Below are 18,059 nucleotides of genomic sequence, written 5' to 3'. Positions count from 1 at the left end.
TGAGACGCCCGTCCGGAACGGTCAAGCGGTGAGCGAGTCCTGAGCGATTGGTGATCGAGTGATCACTCAGCAAGAGTCAAGGCCTTTCGGGGCTCCATTTTCGTTGCTGCACGGAGCACACTGATTACTATGCGCATCTTGGTCACCCGTACGGACGGGTCCGCCGCGAACGAGCACCGGGCCCTGCTGGACACGGAGGGGCGGCCGGATGCCCCGCACATCCACGCCATCGTCCGGGAGGCCCTCGGCGCCTGCACCCGCAACCCGATCCTGGCCGGGCCGCACGGCTACCAGTACGCCATCACGGTGGACGGCCGCCCCACGGGCTACTGCACGGAGCCACAGCTGACGGAGAGTCAGCGCTCCCTGATAGGACTGGTCCTGAGCACCGTCTGATCCGGAGGGCCCTGGAGAACTCCGCACAACTCCGGAGAACGCGAGGGGTGGAACCGGAACCGGTCCCACCCCTGGGCCAGGCACTGCTCAGGGACGGGTCCGGTCGCCGGGCGTCAAACCCGGGAGAGGCACCTCCGGGGTCGTCTCCCCGTCATCCTTTCGTGCTCCCCCGCACTTCGCCAAACCGGCTGCGCAGCAGCGGTTTTGACCGTGCGTCAGAAGCCGAGCTTGCGCAGCTGCTTCGGGTCGCGCTGCCAGTCCTTGGCGACCTTGACGTGGAGGTCCAGGAAGACCGGCGTGCCGAGGAGGGCCTCGATCTGCTTACGGGCGACCGTGCCGACGTGCTTGAGCCGCGCGCCCTTGGCACCGATGACGATGGCCTTCTGGCTCTGCCGCTCGATGTAGACGTTGGCGTGGATGTCGAGCAGCGGGCGGTCGGCGGGACGGTCCTCGCGCGGGAGCATCTCCTCGACCACGACGGCGAGCGAGTGCGGCAGCTCGTCGCGGACGCCCTCCAGCGCGGCCTCGCGGATCAGCTCCGCGACCATGACCTGTTCGGGCTCGTCTGTCAGGTCGCCGTCCGGGTACAGCTGCGGGCCCTCGGGCAGCAGCGGGACCAGGAGGTCGACGAGCAGGTCGACCTGGTGGCCGTCCTTGGCGGAGACGGGGATGATCTCGGCCCACTCGATGCCGAACTCCGCGCCCAGCTGCGCGACGGCGAGCAACTGCTCCGCCAGGCGCTTGGAGTCGACCAGGTCCGTCTTGGTGACGATGGCGACCTTCGGCCGGCGCTTGATCCCGGCGATCTCCTTGGCGATGAACTTGTCGCCGGGGCCGATCTTCTGGTCGGCGGGCAGGCAGAAGCCGATGACGTCGACCTCGGCCCAGGTCGCGCGCACCACGTCGTTGAGACGCTCACCGAGGAGTGTGCGGGGCTTGTGCAGGCCGGGCGTGTCGACCAGAACGAGCTGCGCCTCGGGGCGGTGCACGATGCCGCGCACGGTGTGCCGAGTGGTCTGTGGACGGTCGGAGGTGATCGCAACCTTGGTGCCGACGAGCGCGTTGGTCAGCGTCGACTTGCCGGCGTTGGGCCGCCCGACGAAACAGGCGAATCCCGAGCGGTGCTGCTGGGTGGAGCTAGAACTCATGCGGCCATTGTCCCCTACGCGGGGAGCGGACGTGATCAGAGCCGCCAAGGCGCCGACCGGAACACCCGCCGAGGCACCGGCTACTTCCCCCGCCTACTTCCCCCGCTGGAAGAGGGAGACGAGCGTGAACAGGGCGACCGCGATCGACGCCGCGAGCCAGCCCCAGTTGTGGTTCTGCTGCCAGTGGCCCATGCCCATGAGCACGAACAGCACTCCGCAGACGATCCCGACGCCCCGCACCCGTCCCCCTCGCCGACCGTCACCGACACCGAGCCACACTGGAAATAAGCCGCACTGACACCGAGCCATCGGCCCCGACCCTGAACGGACCGGGGCTCCCGACAAGAGACCTACACCGGACTCGCCCTACTCCACGACGACCGTCTGCCGCACCACGGCGTCGGTACCGGCCAGGAAAACGGACGTCCCGGCACCGCCGAGGTCGCGGACCGCGGCGACGTCCTCGTCGGCCGGGTGATTGGCGTCGGAGACGACCGCGGCTGCCTCCAGGCCCTTGGCGCCGCTGGCGACGGCCATGGCCACGGCCGTCTGCAACGCGCTGAGGTGCAGCGACGGCAGCGCGACCGTGCCGGCGACATAGGTGCGGCCGGTCTCGTCACGGACCGCCGCGCCCTCGGCGACGCCATTACGGGCCCGGGCGGACCGGGCCAGAGTGATGATCTTCTTGTCTTCTGCGTCAAGCTCGACGGGCTGCTCGCTCATGGCACGAGAATACGGGCATGACTGACCTTCGGATCGGTGTGATGTTCGACCGCTCGTGGGACCCGGCCGGGTTGGCCGCCTTCGCCCGCGATGCGGAGGCGCTCGGGGTGGACGATCTGTGGGTGGTCGAGGACCTGGGCTGGAACGGCGGTATGACCGCCGCAGCCGTGGCGCTGGGGGCGACCGAACGCATACGGGTCGGGCTCGGCATCGCGCCTGCACCCCTGCGCAGCCCCGCCCTCCTGGCCATGGAGATCGCCACGCTAGCGCGCGCCTTCCCCAGGCGGTTCACGGCCGGGATCGGGCACGGCGTCCGCGAGTGGATGCGGCAGGTCGGCGTCGCGCCGCGGTCACCGCTCGCGCTGCTGGAGGAGACGGTGACCGCCGTCCGAGGACTGCTGCGTGGCGAACGGGTGACCGTCGACGGCCGGGAGCTCCGGATGGACGGTGTCGAGCTGGTCCACCCGCCCGCGCCGGACGCGATGCCGCCGGTGCTGGCCGGCGTGGTCTCGCCCAAGTCGCTGGAGCTGGCGGGCCGGGTTGCCGACGGGACGCTGGCCGTCGAGGGCATGGGCCCGGACGACCTGCGCGCCGCCCGTGCCCTCGCCGAGCGCGGCGGCGCGGGACCTGCGTACCTGCTGGCCGTCCTGGCCTACCTCGGCGTCGGCGCGGACGCCGAGACCGAGCTCCACCGCGCCGTGGCCGAGCACGCCGCCTGGCTCGGACGCCCGGTGGAGCAGACCTTCGCCCTCTCCGGCACCCCGGCCAAGGCCGCGGCAGGGGTCCGCGCGCTCGGCGCGGCGGGCGCCGGAACGGTGGTGCTGCGGCCCGTCGGCCCCGACCCGCTCGGGCAGGTCGCCACCGTGCTCAAGGAGCTGCGCGGCTAGGCCCAGGCACTAGCTCTCGCGACTGAGCCGACCGAGCGCGAGCTGGGCCAGCAGGGCGGCGCCGTCGGCGAGGACCGAGTCGTCGAAGAGCGCCTCCGGCGAGTGGTTGTAGGCGGCCGTCTCCGGGTCGCCGCCCGGCGGGCAGGCGCCGAGGAAGAAGTACGCGGACGGGACCCGCTCGCAGACGAAGGAGAAGTCCTCCGCGCCCGCGAGCGGCTGCGGCATCGGCCGGAAGCGGTCCTCGCCGAGCAGCTCACGGACGGTCCGGGCGGCGAACTCGGCCTCGGCCGGGTCGTTCATGGTGACCGGGTAGAGCCGCTCGTAGCGCGCGTCCACCTCCAGCCCGTGCGCGGCGGCGACCCCGCGCACCACCCGCAGCGTCTCCTCCTCGGCCCGGGCCCGTGCCTCGGGTGAGAAGGAGCGGACGGTGGCCTCGAACGACGCGTCGTCCGGGATGACGTTGTTGATGGTGCCGCCCTGGATGTGTCCGACGGTGACGACGACCGGGTCGAAGGCGTCGAACCGCCGGGTCACCATCGTCTGCAGCGCGGTCACCGCCTCGCAGAGCGCCGGGATCGGGTCCAGCGCGGCCTGCGGGGCCGAGCCGTGGCCGCCGCGACCGCGCATGGTGACGTAGAGGCTGTCGGCCGCCGCCATCGCCGGTCCGGGGCGGCCGGAGACCACACCGCCGGGCAGCACCCCGGCGACGACGTGCAGCCCGTAAGCGGCGACGACCTCGACCCCGGCCGCGTCGAGCAGGCCCTCGTCGAGCATGATCTTCGCGCCGCCCTGACCCTCCTCGCCGGGCTGGAACATGAAGACCACCGACCCGGCCAGCTCCTCCCGCCGCTCCGCCAACAGCCGCAGCGCGCCCACCAGTCCGGCCACATGCAGGTCATGACCGCAGGCATGCATCGCGCCCGCGATCTGCGAGGCGAACGGCAGACCACTCGTCTCCTGCACCGGCAACGCGTCCATGTCCCCGCGCAGCACGACCGCAGGACCCGGACGCCCGCCACGCAGCACCGCCGTCACGCTGCTGAGCTTCTGACCCAGCGTCACTTTCAGGCTGTGCTGGTCCAGACCCAGTCCCGCGATCGCCGCGAGGATCCGGGCCTGCGTCTTCGGCAGGTCGAGGCCGATCTCCGGCTCCCGGTGGATCTCCCGCCGCAGCGCGGCCAACTCCGGCTGCAGCGAGGCGGCGGACTCGCGAAGGGCGGCGGTGGGTGTCGTGGTCATGGACGGACCTCCCGAGCTCGATGATCACATCGATTCCGAGGCTAGCCCTCGCGGGCCCGGAGGGACACGGTTCGTGCAGGGACACCGTTCGAGTGTGGACACCGTTCGTGCGGGGACACGGCAGTACGGATCGGCCATCATGGCGGCTGTGATCGACGAACTGGACCTGGCCCTGGTCGACGCGCTGCGGGCCGACCCGCGGGCGCCGTGGTCCCGGCTGGCCGGGCCGCTCGGCGTCGACCCCGCGACGCTGTCCCGGCGCTGGGCCCGGCTTTCCGCCGACGGCGACGCCTGGGTGACCTGCTACCCGTCCGCAGAGCGGATCGGCAGGGGCCTCACGGCACTGGTCTCGGTGGAGTGCCGGGCCGACGCCGTCACCCAGGTGGCCGCGACGCTGGCGAGGGACCCGCAGGCGCCGACCGTCGACCTGGTGAGCGGCGGCGCGGACGTGATCGTCACCGTGGCCGCGCTGACCCCGCATCAGCTCACGGCCTACGTGCTGGACCGCGTCAGCCACGTCCCCGGCGTGCTGCGCACCCGGACCGCCTTCGTCGAACGCACCCTGCGCGAGGGCAGCACCTGGCGCGACGGCGCACTCGACCCGGAGCAGCGCGAGGCCATCGGCGACCGGCCCGACGGGGACCTGCTCGACAGCGAGCGGCCCGCGACCGACGGCAGCCCCGCACGCCTCGGCCCGACCGACCGGGCGCTGATGCAGGCGCTCGGCGCGGACGGCCGGATGACCTTCGCCGAGCTGGCGGAGCGGACCGGGCTGCCGCCGACCACGGTCCGCCGCCGCGTCGACGAACTGCGCCGCTCCGGCCGCCTGGTGCTGCGTTGCGACGCGAGCCCGCGCCTGGGCGGCCACGCGGTCGGCACCACGCTGTGGCTGGACGTCCCGTCGGCGGACCTCGACGCCGCCTGCCGCTGGCTCGGCGACCTCGCCCAGACCCGGATGTGCGGCGTGGTCGCGGGCGCGGAGGCCAATGTGGTGGCGTATGTGATGACCCACCAGGTCGGCGAGGCCCGCCGGGTGGAAGCCGCGTTCGGCCACGCGTTCCCGACGGCCCGGGTGATCGACCGTCAGGTCACGCTGCGCACGGTCAAACTCGTCGGCCGCCTCCTCGACCCCGAGGGACGCGCGGTCGGCTATGTGCCGATCGACGCCTAACCCGACCTCAACGCCTGTCTGACCTCGGCGGCTAACCTGGCCCCAACGCCTGGACTGACCTCGGCGGCTAAGCCAAGCGGTCGAAGGCCAGCGCGGCGAGCAGCGCGGCGCCGTCGGCCAGGACGCCGTCGTCGAAGGCCGCCTCCGGGGCGTGGTTGTAGGGGGCCGCGAGGGGATCCCGGTCCGCCGGACACGCGCCCAGCATCACGTACGCGGACGGCACCAGCGCGCCGATGACGCCGAAGTCCTCGGATCCGGCCACCGGGTGCGGCATCTCGGCGTACCGGCCCTCCCCCAGCGTGCTCGCCACCGTCCGGGCGGCGAAGGCGGCCTCGGCCGGGTCGTTGACGGTGACCGGGTAGCCGGGCTCGATCTCGGCCTCCACGGTCAGCCCGTGCGCCTCGGCCACGCCGCGCACCACGCGCAGCGACTCCTCGAAGACCCGTGCCCGCGCCTCGACCGAGAACGAGCGGATGGTCGCGGCGAAGGTCGCCGTCTCCGGGATGACGTTCTCCACGCTGCCCGCGTGGAATGTGCCCACGGTCAGCACCACCGGGTCGAAGGCGTCGAACCGCCGGGTCACCATCGACTGGAGCGCCAGCACCGCCTCGCACGCCGCCGGGACCGGATCCAGGGCGGAATGCGGGCTGGAACCGTGCCCGCCGCGACCACGCAGGGTGACCTGCAGCTTGTCGCACGCGGCCATGATCGGCCCGGGACGCCCCGCCACCCACCCGGCCGGGAGCAGCGCGGCGGCGACGTGCAACGCGTAGGCGGCGACCACGCGTTCGCCTGCCGCGTCCAGCACGCCCTCGTCGATCATCTGCTGCGCGCCGCCCTGGCCCTCCTCGCCGGGCTGGAACATGAAGACCACCGACCCGGCGAGCTCCTCCCGCCGCTCCGCCAACAGCCGCGCCGCGCCCACCAGTCCGGCCACATGCAGGTCATGACCACAGGCATGCATCGCCCCCGGGATCTGCGAGGCGAACGGCAGACCGCTCGTCTCCTGCACCGGCAACGCGTCCATGTCCGCCCGCAGCAGCACCGCAGGACCCGGACGCCCGCCACGCAGCACCGCCGTGACGCTGCTCAGCTTCCGCCCGAGCGTCACCTCAAGGCTGTGCTCGTCCAACCCCAGACCGTCCAGCGCCGCGACGATCCGCGCCTGCGTCTTCGGCAGGTCCAGGCCGATCTCCGGCTCCCGGTGGATCTCCCGCCGCAACGCGGCCAACTCCAGTTGCAGGAAGGCTGCGGACTCGGCAAAGGTGGGGGCCATGGACGTCTCCGGCGACTCGTGCTGACTGCTCGTGCGGCTGCTCGTGCAGGCACATGCTCCTCCGCCGCCCATCGGGCACCACCTCTGTGCACGGATCAACCGGACGAGGCCGCCACATGCACGGATCAGCCCGCGAGCGGCCGGAACGTCGAGCGGCGGCCCTCCGGGGAGGCGAGCCACTCCAGCTTGGCCATGGTGTCCGTGCCCGGGACCGCGTTGTGCAGCACGACGGTCAGGTCCGGCCGCTCCGGCACCCGCAGCTGGGTGCTCTCGAAGTGCAGGTCGCCGACCAGCGGATGGTCGATCAGCTTGGAGCGCGTGCCCGGACGGCGGACGTCGCCGCGTGCCCAGAGCGCGGCGAACTCCTCGCTCGTTCCCGCCAGTTCCTCGACGATCTGGAGGAACCCCTCGTCCCCGGGGAACTCCGCCGCGACCGCTCGGTACTCGGCCGCGGCAGCCGCCGCGTCCTGGTCCCAACCGACGTTCCGGGCGCGGTAGATGGGGTTGGTGAAGTACGCGATCAGGCAGTTGCGCCAGGAGTCGGTCATGTCGAAGACGGACCCCGCCGCGTCGTTGACCGCGATGCTGTTCCAGTACCGGTCGATGACGTTGGCCGGCATCGGCATCCAGGAGTCGATCAGCCGTCGGATCGACTCGGCCACCGGCGTGTTCGTCTCCGGGACCGCCTCCAGCGGCGGGTTGATACCGGCCAGCACGTAGAGGTGCCGCCGCTCCGGCTCGTCCAGGCGCAACACCCGCGAGACCGAGTCGAGCACCTGGCCGGAGACGGTGATGTCGCGGCCCTGCTCCAGCCACTGGTACCAGCTCACGCCGACCCCGGCCAGCACCGCGACCTCCTCGCGGCGCAGCCCCGGCGTCCGCCGCCGCGCTCCGCCGTCCGGCAGCCCGGCCTCGGCGGGGCTGACCCGCGCCCGTCGGCTCATCAGGAACTCGCGCAGATCCGCCCGGCGGCGTGCGTCAGCAGTACTGGTACGAACGTCCACGGACTCCCCTGTTCCCCCATGCCGTCCGGCTGCGTGCCCAGACTAACCGACCCTGGTTGCCTGGTGTTCCCACCAACAGGACAAGCGCCCTCTCTCCACCACCTGTTGAACCGCAGCACGATGCTGGTCATGGCGATCGACTCGACACTCTCCCGCACCAGTGGCCCTCTGACCGAAGACGCTCTCACCGAAGACCCCTTCGCTCCGTCCACAGGCAGGCTCTCCGGACGGACCCGGCTGGTCCTCTTCGTGCTCTGTGCCGCCCAGTTCGCGGTGGCGCTGGACTTCTCCATCCTCAACATCGCGCTCCCCACGCTGGGCCGCGCGCTGCACCTGTCGCAGGCGAACCTGCAGTGGGGCATGACCGCCTTCGCGCTGCCGTCCGGCGGGTTCCTGCTGCTCTTCGGGCGGATCGCCGACTCGGTCGGCCGACGCCGGATCTTCCTGACCGGGCTGTCGCTCTTCACCGCGGCGTCCGTGCTGGCCACCCTCGCCTGGTCACCGACCAGCTTCCTGATCGGCCGGGCGCTCCAGGGACTCGGCGCGGCGGCGATCGTACCGTCCGGGATGGCACTGCTGACCACGACCTTCCGTGAGGGCCCGCAGCGCGACCGGGCGCTCGGCATCATGGGCAGCCTGATGGCGATCGGCTTCACCTGCGGCATGGTGCTGGGCGGGGTGCTGACCCAGCTGCTGACCTGGCGGTCGACCATGGGCCTGAACGTGGTGATGGGCGCGGCCGTGCTGGTCGCCGCGCCGCTGCTGCTGACCGAGTCGCGCAACGAGGTGCGTCCGCGGATCGACGTGCCCGGCGCGGTGACGGTCACCGGCGGCCTGCTGTCGCTGATCTACGCCCTCTCCACGGCCGCGCAGCACGGCTTCGGTGACACGTCCGTACTGGTCACCCTGATCGCGGCGGCCGTGCTGCTGACCGCCTTCGTCGTGATCGAGGCCCGTACCGCCGAGCCGCTGGTCTCGCTGCGGATCCTGCGTCGCCCGACCGTGGCCTTCGGCAACCTCGGCGGCCTGGCCACCCTCGCGTCCATGCCCGGCGCGGTCTTCCTCGGCACGCTCTACCTGCAGCAGGTCAACCACCTGTCGCCGGTGCTGACCGGGCTGGTCTTCGGCGCCCTCGGCGTGGTCTGCGCGGTCACCGGGACGGTGGCACCGCGTCTGGTCTCCCGTCACGGCTCCGCCAAGGTCCTGGTCGGCGGCCTGCTGCTGCAGGCGGCGCTCACCTTCGGGCTGCTGGGCATCAGCGCCGGAACGCGCGGCACCTGGCTGTTCCTGACGGTCATCTCGCTGGCGGGAATCGGCCACATGGCGGCGATCGTCGGCTACAACGTCACCGCGACCTCCGGCCTGCCGGACGCCGAGCAGGGTCTCGCGACCGGACTGGCCACGACCACGCAGCAGGTCGGCATGACCGTCGGCATCCCGCTGCTGAGCGCGCTCGCCTCGACGCACGCGGACGTGCTGGGCGGCGTCAAGCTGGGCCTGGGCGCGGACGCCGTGGCGCTGGCCGTCCTCGCCCTCGCGGTGGCCGCCGGCCTGGGCGCCGCGGCCCGCAGGAAGTGATCAGTCCGCGTCGGCGCCGGATTCGGCCTCGTCCGCGAAGTGGTGGGCCGCCCGCAGGACCGGGGACGCCAGCAGCGTCCCGATCCGGTTGCGGCGGCCCGCCGTGCTCTCCGCAGTCAGGCGGATCGCCGCGATCGGCAGCCCGTCTGCGGCAGGGACCAGGACCTCGGCTTGGGAACCGGGGATCGGGACCCTGCCCAGAGCCTTGGCCAGCAGACCGCCGACGGTCTCCACGTCCTCGTCGTCGAGTTCTATACCGAACAGCTCGCCCAGCTCCTCCACGGGCAGCCGGGCGGTGATCCGGTAGGAGCCGTCCGGGAGGGGCTCGACCGGCGGGGCCTCGCGGTCGTACTCGTCGGTGATCTCACCGACGATCTCCTCCAGGATGTCCTCGATGGTGACCAGACCCGCCGTCCCGCCGTACTCGTCGATGACGACCGCGACGTGGATCCGGTCCCGCTGCATCTCCCGCAGCAGGTCCGCGACCGGCTTGCTGTCCGGGACGAAGGTGGCCGGGCGCATCACCTGGCCGACCGGCTCGGATTCCGCGTCACGGTTGGTGTGGGTACGGCGGACCAGGTCCTTCAGGTAGGCGATGCCGACGACGTCGTCCTCGTTCTCGCCCACCACCGGTATCCGGGAGAAGCCGCTGCGCAGCGCCAGCGTCAGGGCCTGCCGGACGTTCTTGCCGCGCTCGATCAGCACCAGGTCGGTGCGCGGCACCATCACCTCGCGGACGATGGTGTCGCCCAACTCGAAGACGGAGTGGACCATGCGCCGCTCGTCGTCCTCGATCAGGTCGTCCTTCTCGGCCAGGTCGACCAGGGCACGCAGCTCCGCCTCGGATGCGAACGGGCCCTCGCGGAAGCCCTTGCCCGGCGTCAGCGCGTTGCCGAGCAGGATCAGCAGCCGCGGGATCGGGCCCATCACCCGGGCCAGCGGCACCAGCACGTAGGAGGCCGCGGTCGCCGAGTTCAGCGGGTGCTGGCGGCCGATGGTGCGCGGCGAGACGCCGACGGCGACGAAGGACACCAGCACCATCGCGCCGATCGACACCAGCACCGCCTGCCAGGTGTGGTGGAAGCCGCGCACGCAGACCACGGTGACCAGCACGGCCGCCGCCATCTCGCAGGTGACCCGGATCAGCGTGGCCAGATTGAGGTAGCGGATCGGGTCACGCGCGAGCGCCAGCAGCCGCTCCGACCCGCGCTTGCCCGCCCGGACCGCCTCCTCCGCCCGGAACCGGGAGACCCGCGAGATACCCGCCTCGGCGCACGCGGCCAGCCACGCGCAGATGACGAGCAGCACCGCCCCGACGAGGAAGCTGGTACTGAAGCCGCTCATGTCCGACTACCCCGCGTTATCGGGTGGTCGGAGCCGGGGACGGGCCGGTCTCGCCGCGTGCGGCGCGCCAGTCGTCCAGGATCCGCTTCTGGAGGCCGAACATCTCGCGCTCCTCCTCCGGGTCCTCGTGGTCGTAGCCGAGCACGTGCAACACCCCGTGGACCGTGAGCAGTTGCAGCTCCGCGTCCATCGAGTGCCCGTTGGCGGCGCCCTGCGTGGTCGCCACCTCCGGGCAGAGCACGATGTCGCCGAGGAGACCCTGCGGCAGCTCCTCGTCCTCCTTGCCGGGCCGCAGCTCGTCCATCGGGAAGGACATCACGTCCGTCGGGCCGGGCTCGTCCATCCACTGCACGTGCAGGGCTGCCATGGCCTCCTCGTCGACGACGATGACGGAGAGCTCGGACAGCGGGTGGATGCGCATCCGGTCCAGCGCGAAGCGGGCGACGTCGAGGAGCGCCTCCTCGTCGACCTCCGTGCCGGATTCGTTGTTGATGTCGATCGCCATGGCGGGTGCGGGTCTCGGCTTTCTGAGTTCTCGTCGGGAAGCGGGGTGGTGCCTGGGTTGTGTGTTGTGGCGGTGCTGTTCGTTGTACCGGGGCTACTTGGAGTGCCGGGCCTGGTGCGGCGCGGCGCCGTTCGTGCCGGGTCGACCTGACTCGCCCAGCGCGTCGTAGCGGCTGTAGGCGTCGACGATCCGGCCGACCAGCTTGTGACGGACGACGTCGGCGCTGGTCAGGCGGGTGAAGTGGATGTCGTCCACATCGGCCAGGATGTCCTGGACCACGCGCAGACCGCTGGTCGTACCGCCCGGCAGGTCGATCTGGGTGACGTCACCGGTGACCACGATCTTGGAGTTGAAGCCGAGACGGGTCAGGAACATCTTCATCTGCTCGGCGCTGGTGTTCTGCGCCTCGTCGAGGATGATGAACGCGTCGTTGAGGGTCCGTCCACGCATGTACGCGAGCGGGGCGACCTCGATGGTCCCGGCGGCCATCAGCCGCGGGATCGAGTCCGGGTCGATCATGTCGTGCAGCGCGTCGTAGAGCGGGCGCAGGTACGGGTCGATCTTCTCGTAGAGCGTGCCCGGCAGGAAGCCGAGCCGCTCGCCGGCCTCGACGGCCGGGCGGGTCAGGATGATCCGGTTGACCTGCTTGGCCTGCAGCGCCTGGACCGCCTTGGCCATGGCCAGGTACGTCTTGCCGGTACCGGCCGGGCCGATGCCGAAGACGATGGTGTGCCGGTCGATGGCGTCGACGTAGCCCTGCTGGTTGAGCGTCTTGGGGCGGATGGACCGGCCCCGGTTGGAGAGGATGTTCGCCGTGAAGACGGCGGACGGACTCTCGTGAGCCTCCGGGCTGTTCGGGTCCTCCACCGCCTTGCGCAGCATGGCGATCGAACGCTCCACGGTGTCCTCGGTCAGGGGCTGGCCGGTGCGCAGCACCAGCATCATCTCGTCGAACACGCGCTGGACGAGAGCCGTCTCGGCCGGGTCACCGGTGGCGGTCACCTCGTTGCCACGGGCATGGATGTCGACGGCGGGGAAGGCTTTCTCGATCACGCGGAGGAGTGAGTCCCCGGTGCCGAGCACGGTCACCATCGGGTGCTTTTCCGGAATGACGATGCGTGCCTGGTTCTGCTTCGGCTGCGCATCCGTCTTGGTGCGAGTCTCGCCAGTTTGAGAAACCATGGGTCGGCCGCTCGGGCCTGCCTCATCCCATTTCACTGTCGGGTCCGTCTGATAGGGAAAGGGTACGACGGACGGAACGGCCGGGAACAATGATGCTGCGCTGCTCAGCGCGGATTCGCCAGTGGTTTACGGCCCGTTGTACGGGCGGGAACCGGCACCCGCATCAGGTCCTCGGCGACCACGATCTCGCCGTCGAAGTGCTTGCGGGCCTCGGTGAGGTGACCGTCCAGGTCCGGGTAGCGCTGCGAGAAGTGCGTCAGCACCAGCGTCCGCACGCCCGCCTCGGCGGCCACGCGGGCGGCCTGGGCGGCGGTGAGGTGGCCGTGCTCCTCGGCCAGGTGCGCGTCCGCGTCCAGGAAGGTCGCCTCGATGACCAGCAGGTCTGCTCCCTCGGCCAGGGCGTGCACGCCGTCGCAGAGCCGGGTGTCCATGACGAAGGCGGCCCGCTGCCCCGGCCGGCCCTCGCTGACGTCGTCCAGCGTCACCGGTGCCTGGCCGTCGCGCTGGAGCCGGCCCTCGCGCTGGAGCTGCCCGACCTCGGGACCGGCGATCCCCAGCTCGCGCAGCCTCCCGGGCAGCATCCGGCGGCCGTCCGGCTCGACGAGGCGGTAGCCGTAGGACTCGACCGGGTGGGAGAGCCGGATCGCCTGGAGCTCGAAGCGCGGGCCGGGGAAGGCCGCTCCCTCGCCCGCGACCGGCTCGGACCCCAGCGGCACCGTCTCGTGGAAGGCGCTCGCATGCCGGAGCCGCTCGAACCAGTGACCGCCCGACTCCGGGTAGTAGGCCGTGACGGGGTGCGGGACCCTGTCCAGGTTGATCCGCTGGATCACGCCGGGCAGGCCCAGGCAGTGGTCGCCGTGGAAGTGGGTGACGCAGATCCGGGTGATCTGGTGGGCGCTGACCCCGGCGTGCAGCATCTGCCGCTGCGTGCCCTCGCCCGGGTCGAACAGCAGGCCCTCGCCGTCCCAGCGCAACAGGTAGCCGTTGTGGTTCCGGTGGCGCGTGGGCACCTGGCTGGCCGTGCCCAGCACGACCAGCTCACGAGCCGACACCCCGTCAGACCAGCCGCTCGTGCAGCTCGCCGTTGCCGCCGCCCAGCACGTGCACGTGGGCGTGGAAGACGGTCTGCCCCGCGCCGCTGCCGGTGTTGAAGATCAGCCGGTAGCCGCTGTCGGCCACCTTCTCGTCCTCGGCCACCCGCCCGGCCTCGGCCAGCACCGTACCCGCCAGCGCCGGGTCCGCCTCGGCCAGCGCGGCGGCGTTCGGGTAGTGGGCCTTCGGCACCACCAGCACGTGGGTCGGCATCTGCGGGTTGATGTCACGGAAGGCGAGGGTGTGCTCGGTCTCGCGCACCTTGGTGGACGGGATCTCGCCCGCCACGATCCTGCAGAACAGGCAGTCCGCCTGGACCTCGCCGATCATCCCGCACGCTCCTCGCGTCAGCAGTCCTCGCTACGCGTGCATCGTACCGAGGACTGCCGACAGACTGGGCCGGAGCTCCGAAGAGGCTGCCTGAGCCCTGAAGGGACTAGAGCTCCGGCAGGGCCGGGGGTTGGGCCGCCGGGTGCTCCGTCAGGGCGGCGAGGGCGATCCGGACCGCCTCGTCCAGCTGCGGGTCGCGTCCCGCCACCCAGTCCTGCGGGGTGCAGACGACCTCGACGTCGGGGTCGACGCCGTGGTTCTCCAGGCCCCAGCCGTAGCCCTCCATCCAGATCGCGTAACGCGGCTGGGTCACACCCGTGCCGTCGACCAGCTGGTAGCGGCCGTCGATGCCGACCACGCCGCCCCAGCTGCGGACGCCCACGACCGGACCGAGTTTCAGCGCCTGGAAGGCCGCCCCGACGATGTCCCCGTCCGAGCCGGCGTACTCGTCCGTCACCGCCACCATGGGTCCCCGCGCGGCGTCGAACGGGTACGTGGTCGGGACGCTGTCGCGCGGGAAGTCCCAACCGACGACCCGGCGGTGGAGCTTCTCGATCACCAGCTGCGAGGTGTGGCCGCCGCGGTTCTCACGGACGTCCACGACCAGGCCCTCGCGCCCGATCTCGGTGCGCAGGTCGCGGTGCAGCTGCGCCCAGCCGTTGCTCACCATGTCCGGCACGTGCAGATAGCCGAGCCGTCCGCCCGAGACGGCGTGGACGTGGGCCCGGCGGTCCGCGACCCAGGCGTGGTAGCGCAGCGGCTCCTCGTCCGCCAGCGGGACCACGACCACCGTGCGGGAGTCGCTCTCACCGCTGCGCCGGACGGTCAGCCCGACCGGCTTCCCGGCAGCGCCGACCAGCAGCGGGGCCGGGCCGGTGACCGGGTCGACCGCCCGACCGTCGACCGCGAGCAGCGCGTCCCCGGCCCGTACCGCGACGCCGGGGGCGGCCAGCGGGGACCGCGCCTCCGGGGCGGAGGACTCGGTGGGCAGCACCCGGGCCACCCGCCAGACGCCCTGCTCGTCACGGGCCAGGTCGGCGCCGAGGAATCCCTGCCGACGCGCCTTGTCCGGTCCCTGCCCGCCTCGTGCCCCACCGCCCGGCGGGGTCACGTAGGCGTGCGAGGTGCCCAACTCGCCCTGGAGTTCCCAGAGCAGGTCGACCAGGTCGCCGTGGCTGCCCAACCGCTCCACCAGCGGTCGGTAGCGGGCCTGGACCGCGTCCCAGTCGACGCCGCCGAGGTCGGCGCGCCAGAAGTTGTCGCGCATCAGCCGGGCGGCCTCGTCGAACATCTGCCGCCACTCGGCGGTCGGGTCGACGGTCACCCGGATCCGGCCGAGGTCCACCGCGACCCGGTCGTCCTTCTCGTCCTTGTCGACCTTGCGGTCGGCGGGGAGCACCGTCAGCTCACCGTGGTCCCTGACCACCAGTCGGCTGCCGTCACCGGAGACGGAGTAGCCGTCCAGCGCGTCGACCAGGGTCTCGACCCGCAGCTTCCCGAGGTCGAACCGCTCCAGCGAGCTGCGCTCGGCGCTCGCGTCCGGCGTGGCCCTACCGGTGCCCAGGCTTCCGACGAGCGGGTGGTGCAGCCAGGCGACACCGCCCTTGACCGCCTTCAGCTCTCCGTAGCGCCCGGACGGCACCGGGAACGGCACGATCCGGGCCGCAAGGCCGTCGGTGTCGACCACCGTGTCTGCCACGGTCCGGGCGGCGCTGTCGGCGTCGGCCGTGGCGTCCGCTCCCCCGCCCGTGGCCCGGCCGTCGGGCTGCGGGCCGAACGGGGACAGCGTCTCCGCAGCCAGGGTGAGCAGGTACGGACGGGCGGCCAGCGGGAACGACAGGTCGAAGACGTGCTGGTCGTAGACCGGGTCGAAGTCACGGGCGGAGAGGAAGGCGAGGTGCTTGCCGTCCGCGGTGAACGCGGGCGACCAGTCGCGGAACCGGACCGGCGTCACCTCGATCGGCTCGGTCGACTCGCTGCCACCGTCCGTGCGCGCCAGCCGGATCTGACGCATCATCCCCTCGGCCGCGGTCGAGTGCGACCAGGCCAGCCAGCGTGAGTCGGGCGAGAAGGCGAGCCCCTCGGCCTGCTCGAAACTGCTGCGGTCGACCTCGCGCAGCGCCTCCGGCTCCGCGACCGGGACGAGCAGGATCCGGCCGAGCCGGTCCGCCACCGCCAGCAGGCTGCCGTTCGGGGAGACGGCCAGCTCCTCGACCCGCCCCAGCCGCCCGCCCAGCACGCGACGGCCGTCGGAGAACTCCAGCGCGTCGTCGCCCTCGGCATCGGTGACCCACACCGACGAGCCGTCAGGAAGCAGCTGCGGCAGCCGGTTGCGCACACCCGACGTGACGGCCAGCGCGCGGCTCGGGCCGTCACGGTGGGTCAGCAGGTGCACGGTGCCGCGCACCTCGACCACGCTGGCCCGCGCCTGCGCGTCCGGGGCGACCGTGCCGAGGTGGTCGGACGCGGCGATCGGGTACGTCTGCCGATCGGTCCGCGGCCCGCCCAGGGCGATCTCCAGCCGCTGCGGCCGGGTGCCCTCGTCGAGGTCGTTCAACAGCCAGAGCTCACCGGCGCAGTGGTAGACCACGCGACGACCGTCGGTGGCGGCGTTGCGGGCGTAGAAGCCGTGCTCGGTGTGGCAGCGCAGATCGCTGCCGTCCGGCAGGCTGGACCAGAGCCGGCCCACCGGCTCGCCGTCGTCCTCGCCGGCCGCGTGGTCGGAGAGGAACGCGATGCGGTCGCCGACCCACATCGGCGAGTCGATGTTGCCGTCCAGCTCCGCGTGGATCCGGCTGAACTCGCCGTCCTCCCCGGCGGAGATCCAGAGCCTGCCCGCCGTGCCGCCGCGATAGCGCTTCCATTGCGCGGGCTCGCGTCCCATCCCGGCCGAGGCCAACAGCACGCCGCCGGCCCCGAAGGCCACGCCGCCCACGCGGCCGTAGGGCAGCGTCCGGGCCGGGCCGCCGTCCAGCGGGACCGCGTGGGCCCAGGTGTGCGCCCGGGAGCGCCGGCCCTGAGTGCTCAGTGCCAGCACCTCGCCGGTCTCGCTCCAGCCGACGACGCTGGTCTTGGCGCTGCCCCAGTGGGTCAGGCGTCGGGCCGGGCCTCCGGCAACGGGCGCGACGTGCACCTCCGGCGCGCCGTCGCGGGTCGACGCCCAGGCCAACTGGGTTCCGTCCGGCGAGAAGCGGGGCCGAGCCGCCGGAACCCGGTCGGCGCTGACCCGCCAGGCACGGCCGCCCCCGACCGGCGCCAGCCAGATGTCGTCCTCGGCGACGAAGGCGACCAAGTCACCGTGGATGTCCGGGTAGCTGAGATATCCGTCTGTTGTAAGCATCACGCGCAAGCTAGCCGAGGCACCCGCTCCGCGCACGCGCATTTAGCGCACGCGAGTTGCCGCACGCGTAGTCGGCGGTTACCCCCAGCGCCCGCTGCGCCCCAGCAGCAGCGCGCCGGCGGCCACGCCCGCCGTGGAGGTGCGCAGCACGGACGGCCCGAGCAGGTACGCCCCCGCACCGGCGGTGGTGAAGGCGTCCAGCTCGTCCGGGGAGACGCCGCCCTCCGGCCCGACGACGAGGACCACCGAGCCCAAGACCGGCAGCGGCGCGGAGGCGAGCGCAGCGGCGCCCTCCTCGTGCAGGACACCCGGGACGGTGGCCGAGGCGAGCAGCGCGCAGACCTGACGGGTCGTCATCAGGTCCTGCACCACGGGGAAGCGCAGCCGACGCGACTGCTTGCCCGCCTCGCGCGCGGTGGCCCGCCACTTGGCCAGCGACTTGGCGCCCCGGTCGCCCTTCCACTGCGTGATGCAGCGCGACGCGGCCCACGGCACGACCTCGTCGACGCCGACCTCGGTCATCAACTCGACGGCCAGCTCGCCCCGGTCGCCCTTGGGCAGCGCCTGGACGACGGTGATCCGCAGCTCCGGCTCCGGCTCGTCCAGCACCTCAGTGACGGTGACGGCAAGGACGTCCTTGCCCTCCACCGAGGCGACGGCGCCGCGCACGCCCCGGCCCGCTCCGTCGGTGAGGACGACCTCCTCACCGACGGTCAACCGCTTGACCGAGACGGCGTGCCGCCCCTCCGCCCCGTCCAGGCGGACCAGCCCGCCCACGGGTGCGAAGCGGTCGGCGTCCAGCAGGAAGACGGGCGCGGTCACGTGCGTGCTCTTTCCGACGTGC

16 protein-coding genes are annotated in these 18,059 nt (G+C 72.2%); 4 read left to right on the top strand and 12 right to left on the bottom strand.

Going from position 1 to position 18,059, the window contains the following annotated elements; genetic code table 11:
• The first annotated feature begins 129 nt into the window (after positions 1-129).
• Positions 130-396 carry a hypothetical protein gene (locus ABH928_RS07735; protein WP_370063479.1) on the top strand — a complete coding sequence of 89 codons (267 nt, stop codon included), beginning with the start codon at positions 130-132 and terminating at the stop codon, positions 394-396.
• Positions 397-611: 215 nt separating this feature from the next.
• Here ABH928_RS07735 and era read toward each other — a convergent pair whose 3' ends face one another.
• Both era and ABH928_RS07725 read right to left on the bottom strand, forming a co-directional pair.
• Positions 612-1,544, bottom strand: coding sequence for a GTPase Era (gene era / locus ABH928_RS07730; protein WP_370063477.1), 933 nt, complete (start codon positions 1,542-1,544; stop codon positions 612-614).
• Between the two features lie 366 nt (positions 1,545-1,910).
• Positions 1,911-2,267, bottom strand: a complete 357-nt coding sequence (locus tag ABH928_RS07725) for a cytidine deaminase (RefSeq protein WP_370063475.1) — start codon at positions 2,265-2,267, stop codon at positions 1,911-1,913.
• Positions 2,268-2,284: 17 nt separating this feature from the next.
• On the opposite strand from ABH928_RS07725, the gene ABH928_RS07720 reads away from it, so the two are divergent.
• Positions 2,285-3,154, top strand: a complete 870-nt coding sequence (locus tag ABH928_RS07720; protein ID WP_370063473.1) for an LLM class flavin-dependent oxidoreductase — start codon at positions 2,285-2,287, stop codon at positions 3,152-3,154.
• A gap of 9 nt (positions 3,155-3,163) precedes the next feature.
• On the opposite strand, the gene ABH928_RS07715 is transcribed toward ABH928_RS07720, so the two are convergent.
• Complete coding sequence (locus ABH928_RS07715; protein ID WP_370063471.1) at positions 3,164-4,393, bottom strand: M20 family metallopeptidase; 1,230 nt, start codon at positions 4,391-4,393, stop codon at positions 3,164-3,166.
• A 139-nt stretch (positions 4,394-4,532) separates the two neighbouring features.
• Here ABH928_RS07715 and ABH928_RS07710 point away from each other — a divergent pair, with 139 nt between their 5' ends.
• Positions 4,533-5,564: an Lrp/AsnC family transcriptional regulator gene (locus ABH928_RS07710; RefSeq protein WP_370063469.1), complete on the top strand. Its 1,032-nt coding sequence runs from the start codon at positions 4,533-4,535 to the stop codon at positions 5,562-5,564.
• A gap of 67 nt (positions 5,565-5,631) precedes the next feature.
• On the opposite strand, the gene ABH928_RS07705 is transcribed toward ABH928_RS07710, so the two are convergent.
• Together ABH928_RS07705 and ABH928_RS07700 are read right to left on the bottom strand one after the other, a co-directional pair.
• Positions 5,632-6,840, bottom strand: a complete 1,209-nt coding sequence (locus tag ABH928_RS07705; RefSeq protein ID WP_370063467.1) for a M20 family metallopeptidase — start codon at positions 6,838-6,840, stop codon at positions 5,632-5,634.
• Positions 6,841-6,965: 125 nt separating this feature from the next.
• A complete protein-coding gene (locus ABH928_RS07700) occupies positions 6,966-7,844 on the bottom strand; it encodes a helix-turn-helix transcriptional regulator (RefSeq protein ID WP_370063465.1) in 879 nt (292 codons plus the stop codon).
• Between the two features lie 129 nt (positions 7,845-7,973).
• Here ABH928_RS07700 and ABH928_RS07695 point away from each other — a divergent pair, with 129 nt between their 5' ends.
• Complete coding sequence (locus tag ABH928_RS07695) at positions 7,974-9,422, top strand: MFS transporter (RefSeq protein WP_370063463.1); 1,449 nt, start codon at positions 7,974-7,976, stop codon at positions 9,420-9,422.
• On the opposite strand, the gene ABH928_RS07690 is transcribed toward ABH928_RS07695, so the two are convergent.
• The 7 genes from ABH928_RS07690 to ABH928_RS07660 all read right to left on the bottom strand — a co-directional run bounded on the left by ABH928_RS07690 (position 9,423) and on the right by ABH928_RS07660 (position 18,037).
• On the bottom strand, positions 9,423-10,766 hold the full coding sequence (locus ABH928_RS07690; protein ID WP_370063461.1) for a hemolysin family protein: 1,344 nt from the start codon (positions 10,764-10,766) through the stop codon (positions 9,423-9,425). It abuts the gene before it with no gap.
• A gap of 16 nt (positions 10,767-10,782) precedes the next feature.
• Positions 10,783-11,271: an rRNA maturation RNase YbeY gene (gene ybeY / locus ABH928_RS07685; protein ID WP_370063459.1), complete on the bottom strand. Its 489-nt coding sequence runs from the start codon at positions 11,269-11,271 to the stop codon at positions 10,783-10,785.
• Positions 11,272-11,364: 93 nt separating this feature from the next.
• The gene (locus tag ABH928_RS07680) at positions 11,365-12,453 is read right to left on the bottom strand and encodes a PhoH family protein (RefSeq protein ID WP_370063457.1); all 1,089 of its coding nucleotides are present in this window, start codon (positions 12,451-12,453) and stop codon (positions 11,365-11,367) included.
• Between the two features lie 104 nt (positions 12,454-12,557).
• On the bottom strand, positions 12,558-13,505 hold the full coding sequence (locus ABH928_RS07675) for a ribonuclease Z (protein ID WP_370063455.1): 948 nt from the start codon (positions 13,503-13,505) through the stop codon (positions 12,558-12,560).
• A gap of 4 nt (positions 13,506-13,509) precedes the next feature.
• Entirely contained in the window at positions 13,510-13,875 is a 366-nt protein-coding gene (locus tag ABH928_RS07670; RefSeq protein ID WP_370063453.1) for a histidine triad nucleotide-binding protein, read from the bottom strand.
• A 106-nt stretch (positions 13,876-13,981) separates the two neighbouring features.
• Positions 13,982-17,215, bottom strand: a complete 3,234-nt coding sequence (locus ABH928_RS07665) for a PDZ domain-containing protein (protein WP_370063451.1) — start codon at positions 17,213-17,215, stop codon at positions 13,982-13,984.
• Between the two features lie 78 nt (positions 17,216-17,293).
• Complete coding sequence (locus tag ABH928_RS07660) at positions 17,294-18,037, bottom strand: 16S rRNA (uracil(1498)-N(3))-methyltransferase (protein WP_370063449.1); 744 nt, start codon at positions 18,035-18,037, stop codon at positions 17,294-17,296.
• Positions 18,038-18,059: the final 22 nt, after the last annotated feature.

Origin of the sequence: Streptacidiphilus sp. MAP5-3 (genome assembly GCF_041262505.1) — a bacterium.
Taxonomy (GTDB): Bacteria; Actinomycetota; Actinomycetes; order Streptomycetales; family Streptomycetaceae; genus Streptacidiphilus.
The sequence above is the reverse complement of the archived record's forward strand: the minus strand, read 5'-3'. Positions and strand labels throughout refer to the sequence as shown.

Coding starts and splice junctions, on each gene's coding strand:
- ABH928_RS07665 (WP_370063451.1), bottom strand. CDS start 17,215: ATGCTTACAACAGACGGATATCTCAGCTACCCGGACATCCACGGTGAC.
- ABH928_RS07710 (WP_370063469.1), top strand. CDS start 4,533: ATGGCGGCTGTGATCGACGAACTGGACCTGGCCCTGGTCGACGCGCTG.
- ABH928_RS07715 (WP_370063471.1), bottom strand. CDS start 4,393: ATGACCACGACACCCACCGCCGCCCTTCGCGAGTCCGCCGCCTCGCTG.
- ABH928_RS07720 (WP_370063473.1), top strand. CDS start 2,285: ATGACTGACCTTCGGATCGGTGTGATGTTCGACCGCTCGTGGGACCCG.
- ABH928_RS07725 (WP_370063475.1), bottom strand. CDS start 2,267: ATGAGCGAGCAGCCCGTCGAGCTTGACGCAGAAGACAAGAAGATCATC.
- era (WP_370063477.1), bottom strand. CDS start 1,544: ATGAGTTCTAGCTCCACCCAGCAGCACCGCTCGGGATTCGCCTGTTTC.
- ABH928_RS07705 (WP_370063467.1), bottom strand. CDS start 6,840: ATGGCCCCCACCTTTGCCGAGTCCGCAGCCTTCCTGCAACTGGAGTTG.
- ABH928_RS07735 (WP_370063479.1), top strand. CDS start 130: ATGCGCATCTTGGTCACCCGTACGGACGGGTCCGCCGCGAACGAGCAC.
- ABH928_RS07690 (WP_370063461.1), bottom strand. CDS start 10,766: ATGAGCGGCTTCAGTACCAGCTTCCTCGTCGGGGCGGTGCTGCTCGTC.
- ABH928_RS07680 (WP_370063457.1), bottom strand. CDS start 12,453: ATGGTTTCTCAAACTGGCGAGACTCGCACCAAGACGGATGCGCAGCCG.
- ybeY (WP_370063459.1), bottom strand. CDS start 11,271: ATGGCGATCGACATCAACAACGAATCCGGCACGGAGGTCGACGAGGAG.
- ABH928_RS07695 (WP_370063463.1), top strand. CDS start 7,974: ATGGCGATCGACTCGACACTCTCCCGCACCAGTGGCCCTCTGACCGAA.
- ABH928_RS07670 (WP_370063453.1), bottom strand. CDS start 13,875: ATGATCGGCGAGGTCCAGGCGGACTGCCTGTTCTGCAGGATCGTGGCG.